We start from the raw sequence: 22,001 nt of genomic DNA, 5'->3' as shown, positions 1-22,001 counted from the left end.
CATGCTGAAAATCCAGTGTGGGAGCGGGGTGTATATGAGTTTTATGTCTGCTGAAGATTCACTGTGGGAGCTTGCTCCCACAGCTTCTTGTGCGGGATGAATCAGCCGTGGGCCTGTTTGAACAGCACCGCAATGCCAGGATGGTAGTGACCGGCTTCGTTGCGCAGCTTGCGATAGGCGTAAGGGAAGTACCAGGCCACGGCGCAGGTGTTCTCCTTCTGCAGGTCGTCGACCATGTCCTGCAATTCTTCGGGCGTAGCGCTTTGCTGGGCCTTCTGCGGCGCGACGAACAGGCAGCCCAGCTTCAGGTCGCTGGCGTAGCTGATGCGCTTGGCGTCGCTGGTGGCTTCCAGCAGCGGCTGGGTCAGGTTCAGGTTGGTGACCTTGGGCCAGCGTTGGGTGGCTTGGATAAAGGCGCGTTCATCGGCGCCGGCGATGAACAGATCGGCGCTGACGTTGCGTTCGCCTTCTTCATTCTGCTTGCGGGTCGGCGCGCTCTGCAGCGTGACCATCTCGGCCATCCAGGCGGCAGCCGACAACAGGCCAAGGTTGGCCCGTTCATCGAACCAGTACGGGGTGTCGTTATCGCCGCGCACGGCGTTGTAGCGGTCGATACAATCAAACCAGCGTTCCAGCACCGGGCGCAGGAATTCCAGCTTTGGATTGCTGATGAGCATGCCTTGCATGTTTTTGCCCTCTTGTTCTTGTGATATCGGGTCATGATGCCTATTTGATATCACTTGCCGTAGCGTGGCACAAGATTGGCGTCATTTTATTGATCGGGGCCAATGTTTGGTGCATGGCCCAAGGCGGCTTTAATTGACGCTCCACCCCCAACCCTCTAACCTTCGCCGCTTGTTTCAGGTGCTCTATGACCCCGGTCGATAGAGTGAAACAGGGAAGCCGGTGAGTGCACACGAACCCGGCGCTGCCCCCGCAACGGTAAATGAGTCAAGGCTGCGCTAAAGCCACTGTGTCGCACAGACATGGGAAGGCGCACAGCCGGGCATTGCGCCGCTCATGAGCCCGGAGACCGGCCTGATTCATCCAACGGCATCACGGTGGGCGATGCCAGGCTTGTTGCCGTCTTTTTTTGTGCCCGCCCGCCGTTATCCAATCCCAACGGAGAGCTTCCATGACCGACATCCCCGATCGCGACGAACGCCACCTGGCGCGCATGCTGCGCAAGAAAGCCGTGATCGACGAGCGCATCGCCAACTCGCCGAACGAATGCGGCCTGCTGCTGGTGCTGACCGGCAACGGCAAGGGCAAGAGCAGCTCGGCGTTCGGCATGCTCGCACGGTCCATGGGGCACGGTATGCAATGTGGGGTGGTGCAGTTCATCAAGGGGCGCAACAGCACCGGTGAAGAGCTGTTTTTCCGCCGCTTCCCGGAGCAGGTACGTTTTCATGTGATGGGCGAAGGGTTTACCTGGGAAACCCAGGACCGCCAGCGCGACATCGCCGCCGCTGAAGCTGCCTGGGCCGTATCGCGGCAATTGCTCAGCGATCCGTCCATTGGCCTGGTGGTGCTCGATGAACTCAATATCGCCCTCAAGCACGGTTACCTCGACCTCGATCAGGTGTTGAGCGATCTGCAGGCCCGTCCGCCGATGCAGCATGTGGTGGTGACCGGTCGCGGCGCCAAGCCGGAGATGATCGAGCTGGCCGACACCGTGACCGAAATGGGCATGATCAAGCACGCGTTCCAGGCGGGCATCAAGGCGCAGAAAGGCGTCGAACTGTGAGTGATGCTCGCCACTGCCCGGCAGTGCTGATCGCCGCTCCGGCCTCGGGACAAGGCAAGACCACCGTCACCGCGGCGCTGGCCCGGTTGCATCGCAACCAGGGACGCAAGGTGCGCGTCTTCAAGTGCGGCCCGGACTTCCTCGACCCGATGATCCTGGAGCGGGCCAGCGGTGCGCCGGTCTATCAATTGGACATGTGGATGGTCGGCGAGCAGGAGAGCCGTCGGCTGTTGTGGGAGGCCGCCGCTGAAGCAGACCTGATCCTGATCGAAGGGGTGATGGGGCTGTTCGACGGTACCCCGTCCAGCGCTGACCTGGCGCGGCATTTTGGTGTGCCGGTGCTGGCGGTGATCGACGGCACGGCCATGGCCCAGACTTTCGGCGCCCTGGCCCTGGGCCTGGCGCGTTATCAGCCGGACTTGCCATTCGCCGGAGTATTGGCCAACCGCGTCGGCACCCTGCGCCACGCACAATTGCTCGAAGGCAGCCTGACCGAAGGCCTGCGCTGGTACGGCGCGTTGTCCCGGGAAACCGGCATCGAATTGCCCAGCCGTCATCTCGGCCTGGTCCAGGCCCGTGAATTGAATGACCTCGACCTGCGCCTCGACGCGGCGGCCGAGGCCTTGGCCGGCAGTTGCGAAGTAGCGCTGCCGCCAGCGGTGGCATTCGCCGCGCCCGAGGTGATCGCTGTTGAGCCGTGGCTCGCTGGGGTACGCATCGCCGTGGCCCGTGACGAAGCGTTCGCCTTCACCTATGGCGCAAGCCTTGATCTGCTGCGGGCCATGGGCGCGCAATTGAGCTTCTTTTCGCCGATCCATGACAGCGAGCTACCCGAGGCGGACAGCCTGTATCTGCCCGGCGGTTATCCGGAACTGCACCACGTTGCGCTGGCCCGGAACACGGCGATGCTGGCGGCGATCCGTGCCCATCATGCCGCCGACAAACCGTTGCTCGCCGAATGCGGCGGCATGTTGTACCTGCTCGATTCATTGACCGATGTCGACGGCGTGTGCGCCGAACTGTTGGGTTTGCTGGCCGGCGATGCGCAGATGCAGAAGCGCCTGGCGGCCCTGGCGCTGCAATCGGTGGATTTGCCGGAAGGCAACCTGCGTGGGCACACCTATCATCACTCCCTGACCAGCACCGAGCTTGAACCGATTGCCCGTGGGCATAGCCCCAATGGCGGGAGAGGAGCGGAGGCGGTATTCCGGCAGGGGCGGATGACGGCTTCCTATGTGCATTTTTATTTTCCGTCGAATCCGCGGGCGATTGCCGGGTTGTTTGCGCCTGATCCTGAGACCGCTATCGCGAGCAGGCTCGCTCCCACAGGGGATTGTGTGATCTCAAGTGCTGCGCTAGCCAGTGTGGGAGCGAGCTTGCTCGCGAAGAGGCCATGACAGATACCGCTTTCTCCCAGACCGAACGCGAAGCGGTCTACCGCGCCATCGCCGAACGTCGTGACATGCGCCACTTCACCGGCGGCACGGTCGAACCGGCCCTGCTGCGCCGTCTGCTGGAAGCCGCGCACCAGGCCCCCAGCGTCGGCCTGATGCAACCATGGCGATTCATTCGCATCAGCGACCGCGCCTTGCGTGGGCAGATCCGCCAACTGGTGGAGCAGGAACGAGTCCGCACCGCCGAGGCCCTGGGCGAGCGCAGCGATGAGTTCATGAAGCTCAAGGTCGAAGGCATCGACGATTGCGCCGAAGTGCTGGTGGCGGCGTTGATGGATGATCGCGAGCGGCACATCTTCGGTCGCCGGACCTTGCCGGAAATGGACCTGGCCTCGCTGTCCTGCGCAATCCAGAATCTGTGGCTGGCCTCTCGCGCTGAAGGGTTGGGGATGGGCTGGGTATCGCTGTTCGAACCTCAGGCCCTGGCCGACCTGCTGGGCCTGCCCGTCGGGGCCAAGCCGCTGGCGGTACTCTGTCTGGGCCCGGTCGAGGGATTTTATCCGGCGCCAATGCTCGCCCTGGAAGGTTGGGCGCAGCCGCGTCCGCTCAATGAACTGCTGTATGAAAACCATTGGGGTGTGAGCCCATGAGTGTGGCGTTGCTCAGTGCCGCTGCGGTGGCGCTGGATGCGCTGTTGGGCGAGCCCCGGCGCTGGCATCCGTTGGTGGCGTTCGGTGGCTTTGCCGATCGCATCGAACAACGCTTCAATTCCGGCGGGCGCGGCTGGCGCAGCCACGGGGTGACGGCGTGGATCATCGCCGTGGTGCCGCTGACCCTGCTGGCCACGGCTCTGTCCTGGGCGCCTGTGGTGGGTTGGCTGGTGGAGATCCTGGCGTTGTACTGTGCCCTCGGCCTGCGCAGCCTTGGCGAACATGTCGAGCCGGTGGCGCGGGCGCTGCGCAGTGGTGATCTGGACGAGGCGCGCCTGCGAGTCGGCTATCTGGTCAGCCGCGAGACGGCAGAACTGGACGAGACCGCCGTGGCCCGCGCCGCCACCGAATCGGTGCTGGAAAACGGCAGCGACGCGGTGTTCGCCGCGCTGTTCTGGTTCGCCGTGGCTGGCGCGCCCGGCGTGGTGCTGTACCGCTTGAGCAATACCCTCGACGCCATGTGGGGCTATCGCAATGAACGCTTCGAACGCTTTGGATGGGCGGCGGCGAAGATCGACGACGTGCTCAACTACATCCCGGCGCGCCTGGTGGCGTTGACCTACGCGCTGCTCGGCAAGACCCGCCTGGCGCTCAAGTGCTGGCGCACCCAAGGCCCAACCTGGGACAGCCCCAACGCCGGGCCGGTGATGGCCGCGGGTGCCGGCGCGCTGGGCGTCGAGCTGGGCGGGGCGGCGGTTTATCACGGCGAACTGCACCAACGTCCGCCCTTGGGCGAAGGCCTGCCGGCGAGTGCCGACTCCATCGATCGCGGCTGGCAATTGGTCCAGCGCGGGGTATGGTTGTGGTTGCTGATTCTCTGCCTGGGAGCTGAGTTTTATGCTTGAACACGGTGGACGCCTGCGCAACGCGGCCCGGCAATACGGCATTGCCGAGGCGGATTGGCTCGACCTGTCCAGCGGCCTGGCGCCCTGGCCGTTCGAGGTCCCGGCGATTCCCCTGCGGGCCTGGGCACGCTTGCCGGAAACCGATGACGGTTTGGAACAGGCCGCCTGCGATTACTACGGTGCGTTGGATGTGCTGCCGGTGGCCGGTTCGCAGATGGCTATTCAGTTGTTGCCGCGTTTGCGTCGGGCCGGCAAGGTCGGTGTGCTTTCGCCGTGTTACGCCGAACATGCCGAAGCCTGGCGCCGCAGTGGCTACATCGTGCGCGAAGTGTTGGCGTCGGAGGTGGATTTCTTCATCGACAGCCTCGATGTGCTGGTGGTGGTCAATCCGAACAATCCCACGGGCCTGAGCCTTGCGCCCGAGCGCTTGCTGGACTGGCATGCCCGCCTGGCCCAGCGCGGTGGCTGGCTGGTGGTGGATGAAGCCTTCATGGACATCACACCGGCGCTGAGCCTGGCGGCGCACACCCATCTGGTCGGGTTGATCGTGCTGCGTTCGTTTGGCAAGTTCTTTGGCCTGGCCGGGGTGCGCCTGGGTTTTGTCTTGGCCGAGCGCCGCTTGCTCAAGTTGCTCGCCGAACAGGTCGGGCCATGGGCCGTCAGCGGGCCGACCCGGGTCTTGGGCCAGGCGTGCTTGCTGGACAGCGACGCCCACGCCCGTCAACGCCAACGCTGCGAAGCCACCAGCCAACGCCTGGCGCTGGTGCTCGAGCATCACGGTTTCAAGCCTCAGGGCGGCTGCGGATTGTTCCAGTGGCTGGTCACCGAGCACGCCGAGGGGCTTCACGATTTCATGGCCCATCGCGGCATTCTCCTGCGGTTGTTCACCAGTACCGGCAGCCTGCGCTTCGGACTGCCGGCTGACGACGGCGAATTCCTGCGCCTCGAACAGGCCTTCGAGGCCTACGCCAAGGACGTTCAATGACCACAGTGATGGTGCAGGGCACCACCTCCGATGCCGGCAAAAGCACCCTGGTCACGGCGCTGTGCCGCTGGGTCAGGCGCCAGGGTGTGAGTGTGGTGCCGTTCAAGCCGCAGAACATGGCCCTCAACAGCGCCGTGACCGCCGATGGTGGCGAAATCGGTCGCGCTCAAGCCGTGCAGGCCCAGGCTGCCGGGCTCGAACCGCACACCGACATGAATCCGGTATTGCTCAAGCCCAACAGCGATACCGGCGCGCAAGTGATCATCCATGGCCGTGCCGTCACCACCATGAACGCCGTGGCCTATCACGATTACAAAGCCATCGCGATGCAAGCTGTGCTCGCCTCCCACGCACGCTTGAGCGCCGCGTATCCGGTGGTGATGGTAGAGGGTGCCGGGTCGCCGGCGGAGATCAATCTGCGCGCCGGTGATATCGCCAACATGGGTTTTGCCGAGGCGGTGGACTGCCCGGTGCTGCTGATCGCCGATATCAACCGTGGCGGCGTGTTCGCCCATCTGGTCGGTACGCTGGAGTTGCTTTCCCCCAGCGAGCAGGCGCGGGTCAAGGGCTTCATCATCAACCGTTTTCGCGGCGACATCGCCTTGCTGCAACCGGGCCTGGACTGGTTGGAGGCGCGCACCGGCAAACCGGTGATCGGCGTGTTGCCGTACGTGATGGACCTGCACCTGGAAGCCGAGGACGGCCTCGACCAACGCCAGGCCGACAAGGCCGAGCAAGTGCTCAAGGTGGTGGTGCCGGTGTTGCCGCGCATCAGCAACCACACCGATTTCGATCCGCTGCGCCTGCACCCCCAGGTCGACCTGCAATTCATCGGCCCCGGCCAAACCATCCCGCCGGCCGACCTGATCATCCTGCCCGGTTCAAAAAGCGTGCGCAGCGACCTGGCCTATCTGCGCGCCAACGGTTGGGACACGGCGATCCAGCGTCATCTACGCTACGGCGGCAAGTTGCTGGGCATCTGCGGCGGCTTGCAGATGCTCGGCCAGCACGTCCACGACCCGCTGGGGCTGGAAGGGGCGGCGGGTTCCAGTGCCGGGTTGGGTTTGCTGGCTTTCGAAACGACCCTGGAACACGAGAAGCAATTGCGCAATGTGCGCGGGCGGTTGGCGTTGGAAGAGGCCGAAGTCAGTGGCTATGAGATTCATGCCGGCGTAACCAGCGGCCCGGCCCTGGAAAACCCGGCGGTGCATCTGGACGACGGCCGTTGCGACGGCGCCCAGAGCCTCGACGGGCAGATTTTCGGCACCTACCTGCACGGGCTGTTCGAGTCGCCCCAGGCCAGCAGCGCATTGTTGCGTTGGGCCGGGTTGCAGGATGTGCAAACGGTGGACTACCACGGCTTGCGCGAGCGGGACATCGAGCGGCTGGCGGACTTGGTGGAGCGGCATCTGGATACTGGATTGTTGCGTGAACTCTGTGGGATTTGAGGTGGCTGTACCGGCCCCTTCGCGAGCAAGCCCGCTCCCACAGGGGGATTTGTGTACACAGCAGGTTCAGTGTGGGCTCTGTGGGATCTAGGGTGGCTGGGCTGGCCTCATCGCGAGCAGGCTCGCTCCCACATTGGATCTCTGATGATCACAGAATTCATGTACACCCCAGATCTACTGTGGGAGCGAGCCTGCTCGCGAAGAGGACGGCAGCAACACCGCCATTTGAAAGGTAAAAAAACATGCTGCAACTGATCCTCGGCGGCGCCCGCTCCGGCAAGAGTCGCTTGGCGGAAAAACTCGCCACGGACACCCAACTGCCAGTGACCTACATCGCCACCAGCCAACCCCTGGACGGCGAGATGAGCGCACGGGTCGCCCAACACCGCGCCCGCCGTCCGGCCGAATGGGCGCTGCTGGAGGAGCCCTTGGCCCTGGCCCGAGTGCTGCGGGAAAACGCCGCTTCAGGGCAATGCCTGCTGGTGGACTGCCTGACCCTGTGGCTGACCAACCTGCTGATGCTCGACGATCCCGAGCAACTCAATACCGAGCGCGAAGCGCTGCTGGACTGCCTGGCCGCGCTGCCCGGTGAAATCATTTTTGTCAGCAACGAGACCGGCATGGGTGTCGTGCCGCTGGGCGAGTTGACTCGCCGTTACGTCGATGAAGCCGGTTGGCTGCATCAAGCCTTGGCCGAACGTTGTCAGCGCGTCGTGCTGACCGTCGCCGGCCTGCCCCTGACCCTCAAAGGTACTGCGTTATGAATCACCGCTGGTGGCTGGACCCATGCAAGCCCCTCGATACCCAGGCTTTGGAGCAGGCCACGGCCCGTCAGCAACAGCTGACCAAACCCGCCGGTTCATTGGGCCGACTGGAATCGGTGGCGGTGCAACTGGCGGGCCTGCAAGGGCAGGTCAAGCCGAGCCTGGATCGGCTGTGGATCGCGATTTTTGCCGGTGACCACGGCGTGGTGGCTGAAGGCGTATCGGCCTATCCCCAGGAAGTCACTGGGCAGATGCTGTTCAACTTCGTCAGCGGCGGCGCGGCCATCAGCGTTCTGGCGCGGCAACTGGGCGCGTCCCTGGAAGTGGTGGACCTGGGCACCGTGACGCCTTCGCTCGACCTGCCCGGTGTGCGCCATCTGAATGTCGGCCCTGGCACGGCGAATTTCCTCCAGGGCCCAGCCATGACCGCGTCCCAGGGCGAACAAGCCTTGCACGCCGGCCGCGACAGCGTGGCCCGTGCCGTCGCCATCGGGGCGCAACTGTTCATTGGCGGCGAGATGGGTATCGGCAACACCACCGCCGCCAGCGCCCTGGCCTGCGCCTTGCTCGATTGCCCGGTGGCGCAACTGGTCGGGCCGGGCACGGGATTGGACGCGGCGGGCGTCAGCCGCAAGGCCCTGGTAATCGAACGGGCCCTGGCGTTGCACGCTGCCCAGGGCAACGACCCGCTGCAGATCCTGTTCAACCTCGGCGGTTTTGAAATCGCCGCGTTGGTCGGTGCGTACCTGGCCTGTGCCCAGCAGGGCGTCGTCGTGCTGGTGGATGGTTTCATCTGCAGCGTCGCGGCCCTGGTGGCGGTACGCCTCAATCCGGCGTGCCGGTCGTGGTTGCTGTTCGCCCATCGCGGCGCCGAACCGGGCCATCGCCACGTGCTGGAAACCCTCGGCGCCGAACCGCTGCTGGATCTCGGCCTGCGCCTGGGTGAGGGCAGTGGCGCGGCGCTGGCGGTGCCGCTGCTGCGCCTGGCGTGTGACCTGCACGGGCAGATGGCGACGTTTGCCGAAGCGGCCGTGGCGGATCGCCCGGCATGACCTTGCGCCTGGACCTGCTGCGTCACGGCGAAACCGAACTGGGCGGCGGCTTGCGCGGCAGCCTCGACGACGCCTTGACGGCCAGGGGCTGGGAGCAGATGCACACGGCTGTCGCCCAGGGCGGGCCCTGGGATCGCCTGGTCAGCTCACCCTTGCAGCGCTGCGCCCGTTTCGCCGAGCAACTCGGCGCCCGGCTCAACGTGCCGGTGCACCTGGACAAAGACCTGCAAGAGTTGCATTTCGGCGCCTGGGAAGGTCGCAGCGCGGCGGCGTTGATGGACACCGACGCCGAGGCATTGGGCCGGTTCTGGGCCGATCCCTATGCCTTCACGCCCCCCGAAGGCGAGCCGGTGCTGGCGTTTTCCAGCCGCGTCCTGGCGGCGGTCGAACGCCTGCACGCGGCCTATGCCGGTCAGCGGGTCTTGCTGGTCAGCCATGGCGGCGTGATGCGCCTGCTGCTGGCCCAGGCCCGCGGCCTGCCTCGGGAGCAGTTGCTCAATGTCGAAGTCGGTCATGGCGCGCTGTTTTCCCTGGCAGTGTCGGCAGGTTTAGTGCTTAAAGAGGCGCTTTGAACATGTTGCCCTTCTGGATTGCCCTGCAATTTCTCAGCAGCCTGCCGGTTCGCCTGCCTGGCATGCCCGAACCCGAGCAACTGGGTCGTTCGCTGCTGTTCTATCCGCTGGTAGGGCTGGTGTTCGGCGGGCTGTTATGGGTTTTGGATTCGTTGCTGATGGGTGCGCCGTTGCTGCTTCATGCCGCGTTGTTGCTGGCGGCGTGGGTGTTGCTTAGCGGTGGGCTGCATCTGGATGGCCTGGCCGACAGCGCCGATGCGTGGCTCGGCGGTTTCGGCGATCGCGAACGGACGTTGCTGATCATGAAGGATCCGCGCAGCGGGCCGATTGCCGTCGTGACGTTGGTGTTGGTGTTGCTGCTCAAATGGGCAGCGCTGGTGGCGTTGATCGAACAGGAGCAGGCCTTGGCGTTGCTCATCGTGCCGATGCTGGGGCGTGGCGCATTGCTGGGGTTGTTCCTGACGACGCCGTATGTACGTGCCGGTGGGTTAGGCCAGGCGCTCGCCGATCACTTGCCGCGCCGCTCGGGCTGGCAGGTGTTGTCGGCCTGTGCGCTGGCTTGCCTGCTGCTGTTGGGCTGGGCCGGGTTGTGGGCGTTGGGGGTGGCCACGCTGGTCTTCGTCGGGTTGCGACGGATGATGCTGCGCAGGCTGCAAGGCTGCACCGGAGATACGGCAGGCGCCTTGCTGGAACTGCTGGAAACCGCCGTTCTGGTCGCGTTTGCGTTGCGTTGAAGCCGGAGCTTGTCGGCGGGGCAGCGTTCATTTAAATTTGCATTCACTTAATCGCGGGTATATACACGCATCATGCTTCCTTCCCAATGTCTGTGCATCAATCTGCGTCGTGCCGCACGTGGCGTCAGCAGGTATTACGACGGCGCCCTCGACGGCTTCGGGATCAACGTTGCCCAGTATTCTTTGCTGAACAACCTGGCGCGCCTGGATCAACCGAGCATTTCCTCCCTGGCCGAGGCCATGGGCCTGGATCGCAGCACCCTGGGGCGCAACCTGCGGGTGCTCGAAGGCGAGGGACTGGTGGCACTGGCCGAGGGCGACGACCTGCGCAACCGCATCGTCGTGCTCACTGACGCGGGGCACGCCCGGTTGGCGGCGGCGTTGCCGGCGTGGGAAGCGGCGCAACAGAAACTGATCGATAAGCTGGGCGCCGAAAAACGCGCGACCTTGCTGGCCTTGCTGGATGAACTGGCGTGAAGCCGGTTCGTTCGATGATAAGTGGGTATATACCCGCGACTGGAGAATAAAAATGACATCGATGTGGCGTACCTGTGGTTGGGTCCTGGTGGGCAGCGCACTGATCCTGGCGTTGTCCCTGGGCGTGCGGCACGGCTTCGGCCTGTTCCTGGCGCCCATGAGTGCCGAGTTCGGCTGGGGCCGTGAGGTATTCGCCTTCGCCATTGCCTTGCAGAACCTGATCTGGGGCCTGGCGCAGCCTTTCACCGGCGCGCTGGCCGACCGCTTCGGTGCGGCGAAAGTGGTGCTGATCGGCGGTGTGCTCTACGCGCTTGGCCTGGTGTTCATGGGCATGGCCGACTCGCCGTGGTCGTTGTCGCTGAGCGCGGGTCTGTTGATCGGTATCGGCTTGTCGGGCACGTCCTTCTCGGTAATTCTGGGGGTGGTCGGACGAGCCGTGCCGCCGGAAAAACGCAGCATGGGCATGGGCATCGCCAGTGCCGCCGGTTCCTTCGGCCAGTTCGCCATGCTGCCCGGTACGCTGGGGCTGATCGGCTGGCTCGGTTGGTCGGCGGCGCTGCTGGCGCTGGGGCTGCTGGTGGCGTTGATCGTGCCGCTGGTGAGCATGCTCAAGGACGCGCCGTTGCCGGTGGTCGGCCACGAACAGACCCTGGCCGAAGCCTTGCGCGAGGCGTGCAGCCATTCCGGGTTCTGGCTGCTGGCGATTGGTTTTTTTGTCTGCGGTTTCCAGGTGGTGTTCATTGGCGTGCATTTGCCAGCGTACCTGGTGGACCAACACCTGCCCGCCAGCGTCGGTACCACCGTGCTGGCCCTGGTCGGGTTGTTCAACATCTTCGGTACCTACACTGCCGGCTGGTTGGGCGGGCGCATGTCCAAGCCGCGGCTGCTGACCGGGTTGTACCTGGTGCGGGCGGTGGTGATCGGTCTGTTCCTGTGGTTGCCGGTGACCACCACCACGGCCTATGCGTTCGGGATGGCGATGGGCTTGCTGTGGTTGTCGACGGTGCCGTTGACCAATGGCACGGTAGCGACCTTGTTCGGCGTACGAAATCTGTCGATGCTGGGTGGGATCGTGTTCCTGTTCCACCAGTTGGGCTCGTTCCTCGGTGGGTGGTTGGGTGGGGTGGTGTACGACCGCACTGGCAGCTATGACTTGATCTGGCAGGTATCGATCCTGCTCAGCCTGTTGGCGGCGGCGTTGAACTGGCCGGTGCGTGAGCGGCCGGTGGCGCGCCTGCAAGTCCAGGTCGGTGCGGCATGAGTCGCGTCGGTCCATGGCTGATCGCTGCCGGCGCCGGCCTGTTGCTGGCACTCGCCTGGTGGGGCTGGCACCAGGGCGGGTTGGCCGTGATGCAACTGGGCATGGGCACGTGTTGAACAATGGACGGCGGCGGGCGTGACAGAGTAACGTCGTGGCCTGACGGCAACGCTGATCACCTAAGGCAGTCAAAATCCGTGGCGAGGGAGCTTGCTCCCGCTGGGCTGCGCAGCAGCCCCCTTGTTGTGAGCGCTTCGCGCTGGAGCGCCTGCCCGGTCAAGCGGGAGCAAGCTCTCTCGCCACGGGTTCAGTGTTTTTCTTAAGTGAACTGCAATGGATGGTCTGACATGCTTTTAAGGAAATCCGACATGTTGATGCGCTGGTTTGCTGCTTCCGCCCTGTTGCTCGCTGTGACCGGGCAAGTCTGGGCCGCCGGTTGCCCGCCGTTGCTGGAGGGCTCGCTGCCCAAGCTGCGGGCCAAGGAAACCGTCGATCTGTGCCAGCGCTTCGCCGGCAAGCCGTTGGTGGTGGTCAACACCGCCAGCTTTTGTGGATTTGCCCCGCAGTTCAAAGGCCTCGAAGCGTTGAACCAGCGCTACAAGGGCGAAGGCTTGCAAGTGCTCGGCGTACCGTCCAACGATTTCAAACAGGAGTCCAAGGATGGCGCTGAAACGGCCAAGGTCTGCTACGTCAATTACGGCGTGACCTTCACCATGACCGAGCCGCAGCCGGTGCGTGGTGCGGATGCGATACCGCTGTTCAAGCACTTGGCTGAACAATCCGGCGCGCCGAAATGGAATTTCTACAAGTATGTGGTGGATCGCCAGGGTAAGGTCGTTGGTAGTTTTTCCAGCCGGATCAAGCCTGACGATCCCGATTTCATCAAGGCGGTAGAAGCAGCCATCGCCTCCAGACCCTGATCGCCTGCCACGAAAAAGCCCCGCCTCTTTGCAGAGAGCGGGGCTTTTTTGCTTCAGGTGGCGAGGGGTTCAGGTTCGCCGTGAAACATCAGAAGCGGTAAGTCGCACCGACACCGAAACCGTTGGCGCTGTTTTCGTATTTGGCGTTGTAGGACTGGCCGAGGGCATTGCTGCCACTGACGTTGACTTTTTCTTCCTTGAGGTAGGAATAAGCCACGTCGATGGTCAGGTCGTCGGTCGGGCTCCAGCCGGCACCCAGGCTGAAGATGGTCCGGTCGCCGGTCGGGATGCGTGGCGAACGGTCCTGGTTGTTGGTCGGCGCCTGGTCGAAGGACAGGCCGGTACGCAGCACCCACTGCTTGTTCAACTGGTAGGAGGTACCGATGGCGTAGGCCCAGGTGTCGTGCCAGTTTTGCTCTTCAGTAATGGAACTGAAGAAGCCGGGCGCGAAGGCACCACCCGTAGCGGGTGTCACACCGTCGTTGTTCACGGTGATTTCTTTCAGGCGGCTCCAGCGAGTCCAGGTGCTGCCTGCATAGACGGTCCAGGCATCATTGATCTGCTGGGTGACCGAGAAGTCCACCGACTCAGGTGTGGTGATGTCCAGCGAAGCATCGTAGCGCGCGCCATTCAGCAGGCTGGCAGGAGTGCCGGCCCCTGGACTGATTTCGGTATGGCCTTCGAGTTTGTATTTGACCTTGGAGTGATAGGTCAGGCCAACACGAGTGGTATCGGTCGCCTGGACCAGTACACCGATGTTGTAGCCATAGCCAATGTCGTCGCCCTTGATCTTCACGTCGCCATCGTTAGGCGACAGTGGTGTGCTCAGGGTCGATTCCAGTGAGCCGGAGATACGGTTGATGGTCGGGCCGAAACCGATCGATACCTTGTCGTTGAAGGCATAGCTGACGGTTGGCTGGAAAGTGACGACCTTCACTTCGCTCTTGCTGCCGAAGTTGCCGCCCTGGAAGCCGTTTTCATAATCGGTGATCAAGCCAAACGGTGCGTAGACACCCAGGCCGAATGCCCATTGATCATCGATGGGCTTGACGTAATAACCCATCGGAACGCCAGTGAGCGGGACCATGTCGCCCTTGTTGGTGCCGGACTGGGTGCCGCTGGCATCGTCGATATCGGTGGAGGCATCAATGGCGGCGAAGCCACCGGTGACTTGCTGGCGCTTGAGGCGCGACATGCCGGCAGGGTTGCCAAATACGGTGCTTGCATCATCGGCAACAGAAGAACGACCAGCGAAACCAGTGCCCATGCCACTGATGCTTTGTTCGTTCAAGGCAAAGCCACTGGCGAAAAGTTGAGTGGATGCCAAGGTAACGGCAAGGCCAAGGGTGGTTTTGAGCATCATTTTTTTCATTGTTAGAACTCCTGGTGATCACCGGGGCGAAAATTACCAACATTTTCGTTCAAGCGCTATAGCCTGGATGGCTTGATTTAGAGCGGTTTTGTAGGACAATCCGACCAGATTCGCGACCGTTGTAGGAACTTTCCAAATTTCCCGTCAGCAAGCGACTTGGTTCAGAGGCGAAACACAGCTTTGCCAGGCGCAGGTGAAATCTCGCAGGCGCCCTTGGGGGTGAAAGGTCTGGCGCCAGATGCGGGCCATGCCCAGCAGGTCATCGGTTTCGGGAAGCGGGGTGTTCTGTTCCTCCACCAACAGCCAGGCAATGGCGGTGGCGTAGCGCAGGTTGACGGTCAGTTCCAGGTGCGGGCCGCTGAGAAAGGCGTGCTGGCTGGCCAGGCCACGTACCAGGCTGGCACGTTCCGGGTCCAGCGCCAGGTAATGGTCCCAGAGTGCCTGGTGTCGGGGTTCGGTAATGCGATACAGGCCATGCCCGCGTCGATCATGCAGGGCTGAGCCCAGGGCAGACTGGCTGGCGGCAATGCCCAGTAACAAGGATTCCGCCGTTGCGCTGTGGCGCTCAAGGTAGAGGAGCGTCGGGCGGATCACATATCGACACAGTTCGCTGGCTGCGATACCCATAAAACCCTCGAAGCGTGAAAGGGGCGGAGCCTGAAGAGTGTGGCCTTGGCAGCGGTGGATCGGTCCAGGCCCCGCCGGAAGCGGATCATGCCGCTTGACTTGAAGTGTAGTGTCATATTTGCGCTGTAAAGGACTGTTTTTAAAACATCTTCAACGAACGGTTATAACTGTTATATCCCTTGGTGCTTACGCCGTTTCGCTCGATCGAGAAATTCCGGGCAATAAAAAGCCCCGCTTTCTGGGCGGGGCCTTTGGGGTTTCAGCCTTTCTGGCGTCTCAGGCAACCAGTGCCTGGCGAGTACGCTCGATCACGGCCTGCAGCGGTTCAGCGCTGGAGTACTGATCGGGGTAGAGGCGTTCGCTGTGACGGGCGATGCCGTGTTCGTTGACCAGGGTGAAGCTGAAGCAGCCTTTGCGAGCGGCCATGATCAGGCAGTTCATCGGGGCAAAAGCGTTGGTTAGGGTGCGGATAGCATCCTGTGCATGGATTTGATTGGACATGTTATGGGTGTTCCTACAAATGACACGGTTAAGAACCGTGCAACGTTAAAACGTTCCAGTAACGTCGACCACCATTGGTCGAACGAAGAACCCGACTGGAACAAAGCAGCCAGTTTGAGCGCTATATAGAGTGCGCGCTTGGGCTGGCAGGTAGGTACTTAGGAGGGCAGGCAACACAGCGAGGGCAAAGGTTCTGGGCCCGGGGTGAAGATCCTGATCAATTTTGCAGGTTGGTTCGGTCAGAGTAATGAGCCTGGCAACACCCTTTGCGTTCGATCAAAGGCTGTGTTGGCGCAAGATTTACCTGGAAACCATCGAGGGGGTCGGTCTCTTTTTTCGATGAGGCGTCCTTTGAAGGATGGCTGACCGTGGAGATGTGTTCGACCCGGAATTGACTTTCAGCTTGGTACTAACGCTGCGGATACTAACGGATTGAACCCATGAAGGGAAGGGCGTTGGTTAAAAAATATTCAAATAGCGCGATAAACCAGGGGGAGTGAGCGATCTATAGCACAGGATTCAAGTGCGCGCAGATGCGCCCGTGCCAGCGACGCCGCGCGCGAGGCCTCAGGTTATCCCCAGGTTTTACCGCCAGATGCGCCAAAAAATTGCAGCGTTATAACCAGTTCGGCTGTTACTTGTGCACACTCGCTACACCACTTGTCACTGTACTGTCATGTCGAAACAATCCGGGGTGGGTGCCTGTACCCAAAATTTAAGTCAATGAAAAACATCGCTTTTTTTTACTGGTGAAAAAATCGTCAGTTTGAGCGCAGGCCCCGTTCCACAGGGCTTTGCGCGGGTTCAGGGTGGGTTGTCCACTGAGTTATCCACAGCTTCTGTGGATTGTCCCAAGCGCTTGCTCTAGCACGGGCGTGCTGGTTTTTTTCGGCTTTACCCGTACGAAAAAAGGAGTAGAGTGGCGCGCCTTCCGATCTGTCCCACAGTGTTTTATGAAGTTTCGCTCAGTATCAAATCCTGTTACCTCCGTACCCCCTCGTGTTACCCCACCCAAGCGAATTTCGATGCGGCTGGCTGAGTGGCTACTCGACAGCCCGCGACTGGGGGACAGCCCCAGCGTGAAGCACTTGGCCGGCCGTCTACTCAAGCAACCGGCCCGTGAAGGCGTGGTGGCTGCGCAAAGTCGCCTCGGGCAGTTGATGTGCCGTGAGTGCGGCAACGCCCGGGATCGACGCATCGGCCACGACCTGCTGCGCCAGGCCGCGCGGGCCGGTGATGATCGTGCTCGGCGGGCCCTCGGTGAAATCCAAGACTGAAAACGCAGACTGCGCTGGGCAACCCCCAGCCGCTTGGTTAACCTTCGGGCTTTATTTGATCGGCAGGAATTGTCATGGCTATGGATTTGACCAGCCTGTTGCTTGGCCTGGCAGGCGCTGCGCTGCCGTTGCTGGCACTGGCCTGGCACCTGCAACGTCAGGCCAGTGTCGCGCAGACCGAGCTGGCCCTGCTGGAAGAGCGCCTGGCTACTGCCCACATGGCCCACGATGGCCTCAACGCCCAGCTCGATGCCTGTCGCGACGAGATCAGTGACCTGAGCCAGGCCAACGCCGCCAAGCAAGCCGAGCTTGCCGCGGCCTGTCGTGAAGTCGAGTTGTTGCAGATCGAACGCGACAATGCCCGGGATGCGGCCCACGCCTGGAACCTCGAACGCGCCAACAAGGAAGCGGAACTGCGGCGGCTCGATGCCCAGGCGGCGTCGTTGCATGCCGAACTGCGCGAGCAGCAGGAAAGCCACCAGCAACGCCTGGATGACCTGCAAGGTTCGCGAGACGAGTTGCGGGCACAGTTCGCCGAGCTTGCCGGGAAGATCTTCGACGAACGTGAGCAGCGTTTCGCCGAAACCAGCCAGCAGCGCCTGGGCCAGTTGCTCGATCCGCTGAAGGAACGCATCCAGTCCTTCGAAAAACGCGTCGAAGAAAGTTATCAGGCCGAGGCCCGGGAACGTTTCTCCCTGGGCAAGGAACTGGAGCGCTTGCAACAACTGAACCTGCGCTTGAGCGACGAGGCGACCAACCTCACCCGGGCGCTCAAGGGCCAGAAGACCCAAGGCAACTGGGGCGAGCTGATCCTGGAGCGGGTACTCGAACATGCCGGCCTGGAGAAGGGCCGCGAGTATCAGACCCAGGTCAGCCTCAAGGGCCCGGACGGCGAGCGTTTCCAGCCGGACGTGTTGATTTATCTGCCGGGCGACAAGCAAGTGGTGGTCGATTCCAAGGTCAGCCTCACGGCCTATCAGCAGTACGTGGCCGCCGAGGACGACGCCATCGGTCAACACGCCCTCAAGCAACATGTGGCGTCATTGCGCGCCCATGTCAAAGGCCTGGCCGGCAAAGACTATAAACGCCTGGATGGCCTGCACAGCCTGGATTTCGTGCTGTTGTTCGTGCCCATCGAAGCGGCGTTTTCCGCCGCCCTGCAAGCCGAGCCGAACCTGTTCCAGGAAGCCTTCGACCGCAATATCGTGATTGTCAGCCCGACCACTTTGCTGGCGACCTTGCGGGTGATCGACAGCTTGTGGAAACAGGAGCGCCAGAGCCAGAACGCCCGGGAAATCGCCGAGCGGGCCGGGTGGCTGTATGACAAATTCGTCTTGTTTATTCAGGACCTGGACGAGATCGGCAGCCGTTTGCAGCAGTTGGACAAAGCCTACAGCGCGGCACGCAACAAACTGACAGAAGGGCGCGGCAACCTGATCAGCCGTAGTGAACAGCTCAAACTGCTCGGCGCCCGGGCCAGCAAGAGCTTGCCGGCGGAGTTGCTCGAGCGAGCGATGACGGGGGCGGACGGGTTGCCCGAGTTGTCCGAAGAAGCCGAACCTTCTCAAGACTGAAGCAAGCCCTAAGGCTGAAGCAAAACCCAAGGCTGAAGCAAAACCCAAGGCTGAAGCAAACCCCTGTGGCGAGGGAGCTTGCTCCCGCTTGAGTGCGCAGCACTCACGAAAAAGGGGGCCGCTGCGCAGCCCAGCGGGAGCAAGCTCCCTCGCCACAGAGGCCACTATGTTCCCAGGATCACGGTGTGGTGCCTACAACGGCAAATGCCGACTCAGCAACGCCCGCAACGCCGCTGGCTTCACCGGCTTGGCCAGGTAATCCAGGCCCGCCGCATGCACCCGGGCCACCGTTTCCGGCCGGCCATCGGCACTGATCACCACCCCCGGCACCGGCTCCCCCATGCGCGTGCGCAACCAGGCCATCAGCTCGGTGCCGGTCTCGCCATCGTCCAGATGAAAATCCACCAGTGCCAGTTGTGGCCGGCCACCCTGGGCCAGCCAACGCTCGCATTCTTCCCGGTTGCGCGCCGTCCACACCTGGCAACCCCAGCGTGTCAGCAGGCTGTTCATGCCGATCAGGATGCTGTCTTCGTTATCGACGCACAGTACCTGCGCGCCGCTTGGCAAATGGCCGTTGGGTTCGGCGACCACGCTGGGTACGGCGGCCTGCGTATGGGCCAGGGGAACGCTGACGCTGAACACGCTGCCGCGCCCTGGCCAGGAGCGTACGCGCAAGGTATGGCCCAGCACGCGGCATAGCCCGTCGGCGATTGCCAGACCCAGGCCCAGGCCTTTTTCGGCACGGGTCTGGTGGCTGTCCAGGCGCTTGAACTCTTCGAAAATCACCTGCAGCTTGTCCTCGGCGATGCCCGGCCCGCGATCCCAGACTTCCAGGCACAATTCGCCGTTGCGCCGACGTACCCCCAGCAGCACCGGCCCCTTGGCGTAGCGGAAGGCGTTGGTGAGGAAGTTCTGCAAGACCCGGCGCAGCAGCTTGATGTCGCTGTCCACCCGCAGGTGCGAACCGCGCACGCGGAATTTCAGGCCCTGTTCCTGGGCCAGGGCGGTGAATTCGGCGCCGAGGATATCGAACAGTTCGTTGAGGACGAAGGGCTTGCGGTCCGGGTTGATCTTGCCGTTTTCCAGGCGGGAAATGTCCAGCAGGTCGCTGATCAGGTCTTCGGCGGAGCGCAGTGAGCTGTCCAGGTGCTGCACCAGTTGTCGCGCTTCGTCCGGCAAGTCGTTGCACTGGTGGGACAGCGCGGCGGAGAACAGCCGCGCGGCGTTGAGCGGTTGCATCAGGTCGTGGCTGACCGCTGCCAGGAACCGCGTCTTGGATTGATAGGCCGCTTCGGCGGTGCTCTTGGCTTCGGTCAGGGCCAGGTTCAGTTGGGACAATTCCCGGGTGCGTTCGGCCACCCGTTGCTCCAGCCCCTCGTTAGCTTCGGTCAGCGCTTGCGCGGCCTCACGGAAAGCGGTGATGTCGGTGAAGCTCATGACGAAACCGCCGCCAGGCATCGGGTTCCCGATCAGCTCGATGACTCGGCCATTGGGGAACAGCCGCTCAGAGGTGTGGGCGCGGCCCTGGCGCATCCAGTGCAGGCGTCGGGCGACGTGGACTTCCGCTTCGCCAGGGCCGCAGAGGCCGCGCTCGGCGTTGTAGCGAATGATGTCGGCAATGGGCCGGCCAACACTGATCAAGCCGTCCGGATACTTGAACAGCTCCAGGTAGCGACGGTTCCACGCCACCAGTCTGAGGGACTGATCGACCACGCTGATGCCCTGGGTGATGTTCTCGATGGCACCTTGCAGCAAGGCGCGGTTGAACTGCAGCACTTCCGACGCTTCGTCGGCGATCCGGACGACGTCTTCGAGCTGCATCTCCCGACCTTCAATGGCGGCTTTTACCACAGCTCTTGTCGAAGAAGCCCCAAGTACACCGGCCAGCAGGCGTTCGGTGTGGGCGATCCATTCGCTGTCGGCGTTCTGGGTCGGGTTGAAGCCTTTGCCCTGGCGGTAGGCAAAACGGATGAAACTCTGCCGCGCCCGTTCTTCGCCGACGAAGCGCGCGGCCAGTTGCAACAGGTCTTCGATGTGTACCGCCAGCATTGAACGGGGGTTGGGACGGGCGCTGATTTCCTGGCCGATGAAGCGTCCGGCCTGCCAATGTTCCGAAACGCGTGTGCGCGACAGCACGGAGATCCAGGCAAACACGGTGAAGTTGCCGGCCAGGGACAGGACCACCCCTTGGGTCAGTGGCGTAATCGGCAAGTTCAATGGGTTGCCGTGCAACCAGGCCAGGCCCGGGAAGCTGCTCAGCGACCAGCCCAGGCTGTGGGCGGCGATCGGCAGCACCAAGGTGTAGAACCACAGGAAAATCCCTGTGGCGAGGCCGGCGAACACGCCGCGGCGGTTGGCCTGTTTCCAGTACAACGCGCCGAGCATGGCAGGGGCCAGTTGGGTCACGGCGGCGAAGGCGATCTGGCCGATGGTCGCCAGGCTCGCCGTCGAACCCAGCAGGCGGTAGCTGACATAGGCCAGTAACAGGATCACCACGATGCTCACCCGTCGCACCGAGAGCATCCATTGGCGGAACACTTCGAAAGGCCGTTCGGCGTTGTTGTGGCGCAGCAGCCAGGGCAACAGCATGTCGTTGGAAACCATGGTGGACAGGGCCACGCTGGCGACGATCACCATGCCGGTCGCCGCCGAGGCGCCACCAATGAACGCCAGCACTGCCAGGGCCGGATGGGCCTGGGCCAGCGGCAGGCTGATGACGAACGAGTCCGGTAGCACGGAACTGGGCAGCATCATTTGCCCGGCGAGGGCGATGGGCACCACGAACAGCGCGGCCAGGGCCAGGTAGGCAGGGAATACCCATTTGGCCAGGCGCAGGTCCTGGGGCTCGATGTTCTCTACCACGGTCACATGGAACTGCCGTGGCAAGCAGATGATTGCCATCATCGCCACCCCGGTCTGCACCACCATGGACGGCCAGTTGATGGTTTCTTTCCAGTATTGCTCCAGGCGTGGGGCGAGCATCGCCTGGTTGAACAGGTCGTCGAAGCCGTCGTAAAGACCGAACGTCACGAACGCACCGACCGCCAGGAAGGCGAACAGCTTGACCAGGGATTCGAAGGCAATCGCCAGCACCATGCCGCGATGGTGCTCGGTGGCGTCCAGGTTGCGCGTACCGAACACGATGGTGAACAGCGCCAGAATCAGCGAGACGATCAGCGCGGTGTCCTGGGCACGGGTGCCCATGGCATCGGCCCCGGCCCCGATCAGCAGGTTTACCCCGAGCACGATGCCCTTGAGCTGCAAGGCAATGTACGGCAACACACCGACCAGACAGATCAGCGCGACCACTACTGCCAGGGACTGGGACTTGCCATAGCGGGCGGCGATGAAGTCGGCAATGGAGGTGATGTTCTCCTGCTTGCTGATCATCACCATCTTCTGCAGGACCCACGGCGCCAGCACCAATAGCAGGATCGGCCCGAGGTAGATCGGCAGGAAGGACCAGAGCTGTTCGGCGGCCTGGCCGACTGCACCGAAGAACGTCCAGCTGGTGCAGTACACCGCCAGCGACAGGCTGTAGACCCAGGCGCGCATGCGTGGCGGCAGCGGCGTGCTGCGCCGGTCACCGTAGAAGGCGATGGCGAACATGATGGCCATATAGGCCAGGGCGACAACGGCGATCAGCCCGCTGGACAACGACATGGAAACTCCCGGACAAAGACACCGGGACCTGGGCCCGGCAGGACAGTCTCGCACGCCGGCCCGGGTTCGTCAGTGTCGACC

At 62.9% G+C, this 22,001-nt stretch carries 20 protein-coding genes and 1 riboswitch; of the genes, 15 read left to right on the top strand and 5 right to left on the bottom strand.

Translation table 11 applies throughout. The features are described from left to right. Positions 1–101: 101 nt before the first annotated feature. Positions 102–686, bottom strand: coding sequence for a hypothetical protein (locus PSH86_RS22965; protein WP_116833246.1), 585 nt, complete (start codon positions 684–686; stop codon positions 102–104). Between the two features lie 159 nt (positions 687–845). Beyond that, positions 846–1,057: riboswitch (cobalamin riboswitch) on the top strand. Positions 1,058–1,135: 78 nt separating this feature from the next. Here PSH86_RS22965 and cobO point away from each other — a divergent pair. The 13 genes from cobO (at position 1,136) to PSH86_RS22900 (ending at position 12,906) form a co-directional block, all read left to right on the top strand. Continuing rightward, entirely contained in the window at positions 1,136–1,747 is a 612-nt protein-coding gene (gene cobO, locus PSH86_RS22960; RefSeq protein ID WP_109753972.1) for a cob(I)yrinic acid a,c-diamide adenosyltransferase, read from the top strand. Further along, positions 1,744–3,144, top strand: a complete 1,401-nt coding sequence (locus tag PSH86_RS22955; RefSeq protein WP_305485144.1) for a cobyrinate a,c-diamide synthase — start codon at positions 1,744–1,746, stop codon at positions 3,142–3,144. Before cobO ends, PSH86_RS22955 begins: the two co-directional genes overlap by 4 nt. Beyond that, positions 3,141–3,791: a 5,6-dimethylbenzimidazole synthase gene (gene bluB / locus PSH86_RS22950; protein WP_305485142.1), complete on the top strand. Its 651-nt coding sequence runs from the start codon at positions 3,141–3,143 to the stop codon at positions 3,789–3,791. Before PSH86_RS22955 ends, bluB begins: the two co-directional genes overlap by 4 nt. Then, the gene (cbiB, locus tag PSH86_RS22945; RefSeq protein ID WP_232201040.1) at positions 3,788–4,696 is read left to right on the top strand and encodes an adenosylcobinamide-phosphate synthase CbiB; all 909 of its coding nucleotides are present in this window, start codon (positions 3,788–3,790) and stop codon (positions 4,694–4,696) included. The genes bluB and cbiB overlap by 4 nt, the downstream gene beginning before the upstream one ends. Then, on the top strand, positions 4,689–5,681 hold the full coding sequence (gene cobD, locus PSH86_RS22940) for a threonine-phosphate decarboxylase CobD (RefSeq protein WP_232201039.1): 993 nt from the start codon (positions 4,689–4,691) through the stop codon (positions 5,679–5,681). The genes cbiB and cobD overlap by 8 nt, the downstream gene beginning before the upstream one ends. After that, entirely contained in the window at positions 5,678–7,129 is a 1,452-nt protein-coding gene (locus PSH86_RS22935) for a cobyric acid synthase (protein WP_305485138.1), read from the top strand. The genes cobD and PSH86_RS22935 overlap by 4 nt, the downstream gene beginning before the upstream one ends. A gap of 242 nt (positions 7,130–7,371) precedes the next feature. After that, complete coding sequence (cobU, locus tag PSH86_RS22930) at positions 7,372–7,893, top strand: bifunctional adenosylcobinamide kinase/adenosylcobinamide-phosphate guanylyltransferase (RefSeq protein WP_305485136.1); 522 nt, start codon at positions 7,372–7,374, stop codon at positions 7,891–7,893. Then, positions 7,890–8,945, top strand: a complete 1,056-nt coding sequence (cobT, locus tag PSH86_RS22925; RefSeq protein WP_305485134.1) for a nicotinate-nucleotide--dimethylbenzimidazole phosphoribosyltransferase — start codon at positions 7,890–7,892, stop codon at positions 8,943–8,945. The genes cobU and cobT overlap by 4 nt, the downstream gene beginning before the upstream one ends. After that, positions 8,942–9,517: an alpha-ribazole phosphatase family protein gene (cobC, locus tag PSH86_RS22920; protein WP_163857199.1), complete on the top strand. Its 576-nt coding sequence runs from the start codon at positions 8,942–8,944 to the stop codon at positions 9,515–9,517. Before cobT ends, cobC begins: the two co-directional genes overlap by 4 nt. Positions 9,518–9,519: 2 nt before the next feature. Next, positions 9,520–10,251, top strand: coding sequence for an adenosylcobinamide-GDP ribazoletransferase (locus PSH86_RS22915; protein WP_305485131.1), 732 nt, complete (start codon positions 9,520–9,522; stop codon positions 10,249–10,251). Between the two features lie 72 nt (positions 10,252–10,323). Continuing rightward, on the top strand, positions 10,324–10,728 hold the full coding sequence (locus PSH86_RS22910) for a MarR family winged helix-turn-helix transcriptional regulator (RefSeq protein ID WP_072348667.1): 405 nt from the start codon (positions 10,324–10,326) through the stop codon (positions 10,726–10,728). A 52-nt stretch (positions 10,729–10,780) separates the two neighbouring features. Then, positions 10,781–11,989 carry an MFS transporter gene (locus PSH86_RS22905; RefSeq protein WP_163857205.1) on the top strand — a complete coding sequence of 403 codons (1,209 nt, stop codon included), beginning with the start codon at positions 10,781–10,783 and terminating at the stop codon, positions 11,987–11,989. Positions 11,990–12,354: 365 nt separating this feature from the next. Beyond that, positions 12,355–12,906, top strand: coding sequence for a glutathione peroxidase (locus PSH86_RS22900; protein WP_305485127.1), 552 nt, complete (start codon positions 12,355–12,357; stop codon positions 12,904–12,906). A gap of 88 nt (positions 12,907–12,994) precedes the next feature. On the opposite strand, the gene PSH86_RS22895 is transcribed toward PSH86_RS22900, so the two are convergent. From PSH86_RS22895 to PSH86_RS22885, 3 genes are all read right to left on the bottom strand, one after another. Next, positions 12,995–14,278 carry an OmpP1/FadL family transporter gene (locus tag PSH86_RS22895; RefSeq protein WP_109753997.1) on the bottom strand — a complete coding sequence of 428 codons (1,284 nt, stop codon included), beginning with the start codon at positions 14,276–14,278 and terminating at the stop codon, positions 12,995–12,997. Between the two features lie 144 nt (positions 14,279–14,422). After that, the gene (locus PSH86_RS22890) at positions 14,423–14,905 is read right to left on the bottom strand and encodes a hypothetical protein (RefSeq protein WP_109753998.1); all 483 of its coding nucleotides are present in this window, start codon (positions 14,903–14,905) and stop codon (positions 14,423–14,425) included. Positions 14,906–15,181: 276 nt separating this feature from the next. Then, entirely contained in the window at positions 15,182–15,406 is a 225-nt protein-coding gene (locus PSH86_RS22885; protein WP_053124246.1) for a hypothetical protein, read from the bottom strand. 953 nt (positions 15,407–16,359) lie between these two features. On the opposite strand from PSH86_RS22885, the gene PSH86_RS22880 reads away from it, so the two are divergent. Next, complete coding sequence (locus PSH86_RS22880) at positions 16,360–16,683, top strand: sel1 repeat family protein (protein WP_109753999.1); 324 nt, start codon at positions 16,360–16,362, stop codon at positions 16,681–16,683. A 188-nt stretch (positions 16,684–16,871) separates the two neighbouring features. After that, positions 16,872–18,257, top strand: coding sequence for a DNA recombination protein RmuC (gene rmuC, locus PSH86_RS22875; RefSeq protein ID WP_163858969.1), 1,386 nt, complete (start codon positions 16,872–16,874; stop codon positions 18,255–18,257). A gap of 192 nt (positions 18,258–18,449) precedes the next feature. On the opposite strand, the gene PSH86_RS22870 is transcribed toward rmuC, so the two are convergent. Beyond that, entirely contained in the window at positions 18,450–21,920 is a 3,471-nt protein-coding gene (locus tag PSH86_RS22870) for a PAS domain-containing hybrid sensor histidine kinase/response regulator (RefSeq protein WP_176689267.1), read from the bottom strand. Between the last annotated feature and the right edge of the window lie 81 nt (positions 21,921–22,001).

It is taken from the genome of Pseudomonas sp. FP2300 (assembly GCF_030687595.1).
Classification (GTDB): Bacteria; Pseudomonadota; Gammaproteobacteria; order Pseudomonadales; family Pseudomonadaceae; genus Aquipseudomonas; species Aquipseudomonas bijieensis.
The sequence above is the reverse complement of the archived record's forward strand: the minus strand, read 5'-3'. Positions and strand labels throughout refer to the sequence as shown.

What these genes read in the sequence shown, in the direction of transcription:
- PSH86_RS22965 (WP_116833246.1), bottom strand. Translation starts at nt 686, where the DNA reads ATGCAAGGCATGCTCATCAGCAATCCAAAGCTGGAATTCCTGCGCCCG.
- cobO (WP_109753972.1), top strand. Translation starts at nt 1,136, where the DNA reads ATGACCGACATCCCCGATCGCGACGAACGCCACCTGGCGCGCATGCTG.
- bluB (WP_305485142.1), top strand. Translation starts at nt 3,141, where the DNA reads ATGACAGATACCGCTTTCTCCCAGACCGAACGCGAAGCGGTCTACCGC.
- cbiB (WP_232201040.1), top strand. Translation starts at nt 3,788, where the DNA reads ATGAGTGTGGCGTTGCTCAGTGCCGCTGCGGTGGCGCTGGATGCGCTG.
- cobD (WP_232201039.1), top strand. Translation starts at nt 4,689, where the DNA reads ATGCTTGAACACGGTGGACGCCTGCGCAACGCGGCCCGGCAATACGGC.
- PSH86_RS22935 (WP_305485138.1), top strand. Translation starts at nt 5,678, where the DNA reads ATGACCACAGTGATGGTGCAGGGCACCACCTCCGATGCCGGCAAAAGC.
- cobU (WP_305485136.1), top strand. Translation starts at nt 7,372, where the DNA reads ATGCTGCAACTGATCCTCGGCGGCGCCCGCTCCGGCAAGAGTCGCTTG.
- cobT (WP_305485134.1), top strand. Translation starts at nt 7,890, where the DNA reads ATGAATCACCGCTGGTGGCTGGACCCATGCAAGCCCCTCGATACCCAG.
- cobC (WP_163857199.1), top strand. Translation starts at nt 8,942, where the DNA reads ATGACCTTGCGCCTGGACCTGCTGCGTCACGGCGAAACCGAACTGGGC.
- PSH86_RS22915 (WP_305485131.1), top strand. Translation starts at nt 9,520, where the DNA reads ATGTTGCCCTTCTGGATTGCCCTGCAATTTCTCAGCAGCCTGCCGGTT.
- PSH86_RS22910 (WP_072348667.1), top strand. Translation starts at nt 10,324, where the DNA reads ATGCTTCCTTCCCAATGTCTGTGCATCAATCTGCGTCGTGCCGCACGT.
- PSH86_RS22905 (WP_163857205.1), top strand. Translation starts at nt 10,781, where the DNA reads ATGACATCGATGTGGCGTACCTGTGGTTGGGTCCTGGTGGGCAGCGCA.
- PSH86_RS22900 (WP_305485127.1), top strand. Translation starts at nt 12,355, where the DNA reads ATGTTGATGCGCTGGTTTGCTGCTTCCGCCCTGTTGCTCGCTGTGACC.
- PSH86_RS22895 (WP_109753997.1), bottom strand. Translation starts at nt 14,278, where the DNA reads ATGAAAAAAATGATGCTCAAAACCACCCTTGGCCTTGCCGTTACCTTG.
- PSH86_RS22890 (WP_109753998.1), bottom strand. Translation starts at nt 14,905, where the DNA reads ATGGGTATCGCAGCCAGCGAACTGTGTCGATATGTGATCCGCCCGACG.
- PSH86_RS22885 (WP_053124246.1), bottom strand. Translation starts at nt 15,406, where the DNA reads ATGTCCAATCAAATCCATGCACAGGATGCTATCCGCACCCTAACCAAC.
- PSH86_RS22880 (WP_109753999.1), top strand. Translation starts at nt 16,360, where the DNA reads ATGAAGTTTCGCTCAGTATCAAATCCTGTTACCTCCGTACCCCCTCGT.
- PSH86_RS22870 (WP_176689267.1), bottom strand. Translation starts at nt 21,920, where the DNA reads ATGTCGTTGTCCAGCGGGCTGATCGCCGTTGTCGCCCTGGCCTATATG.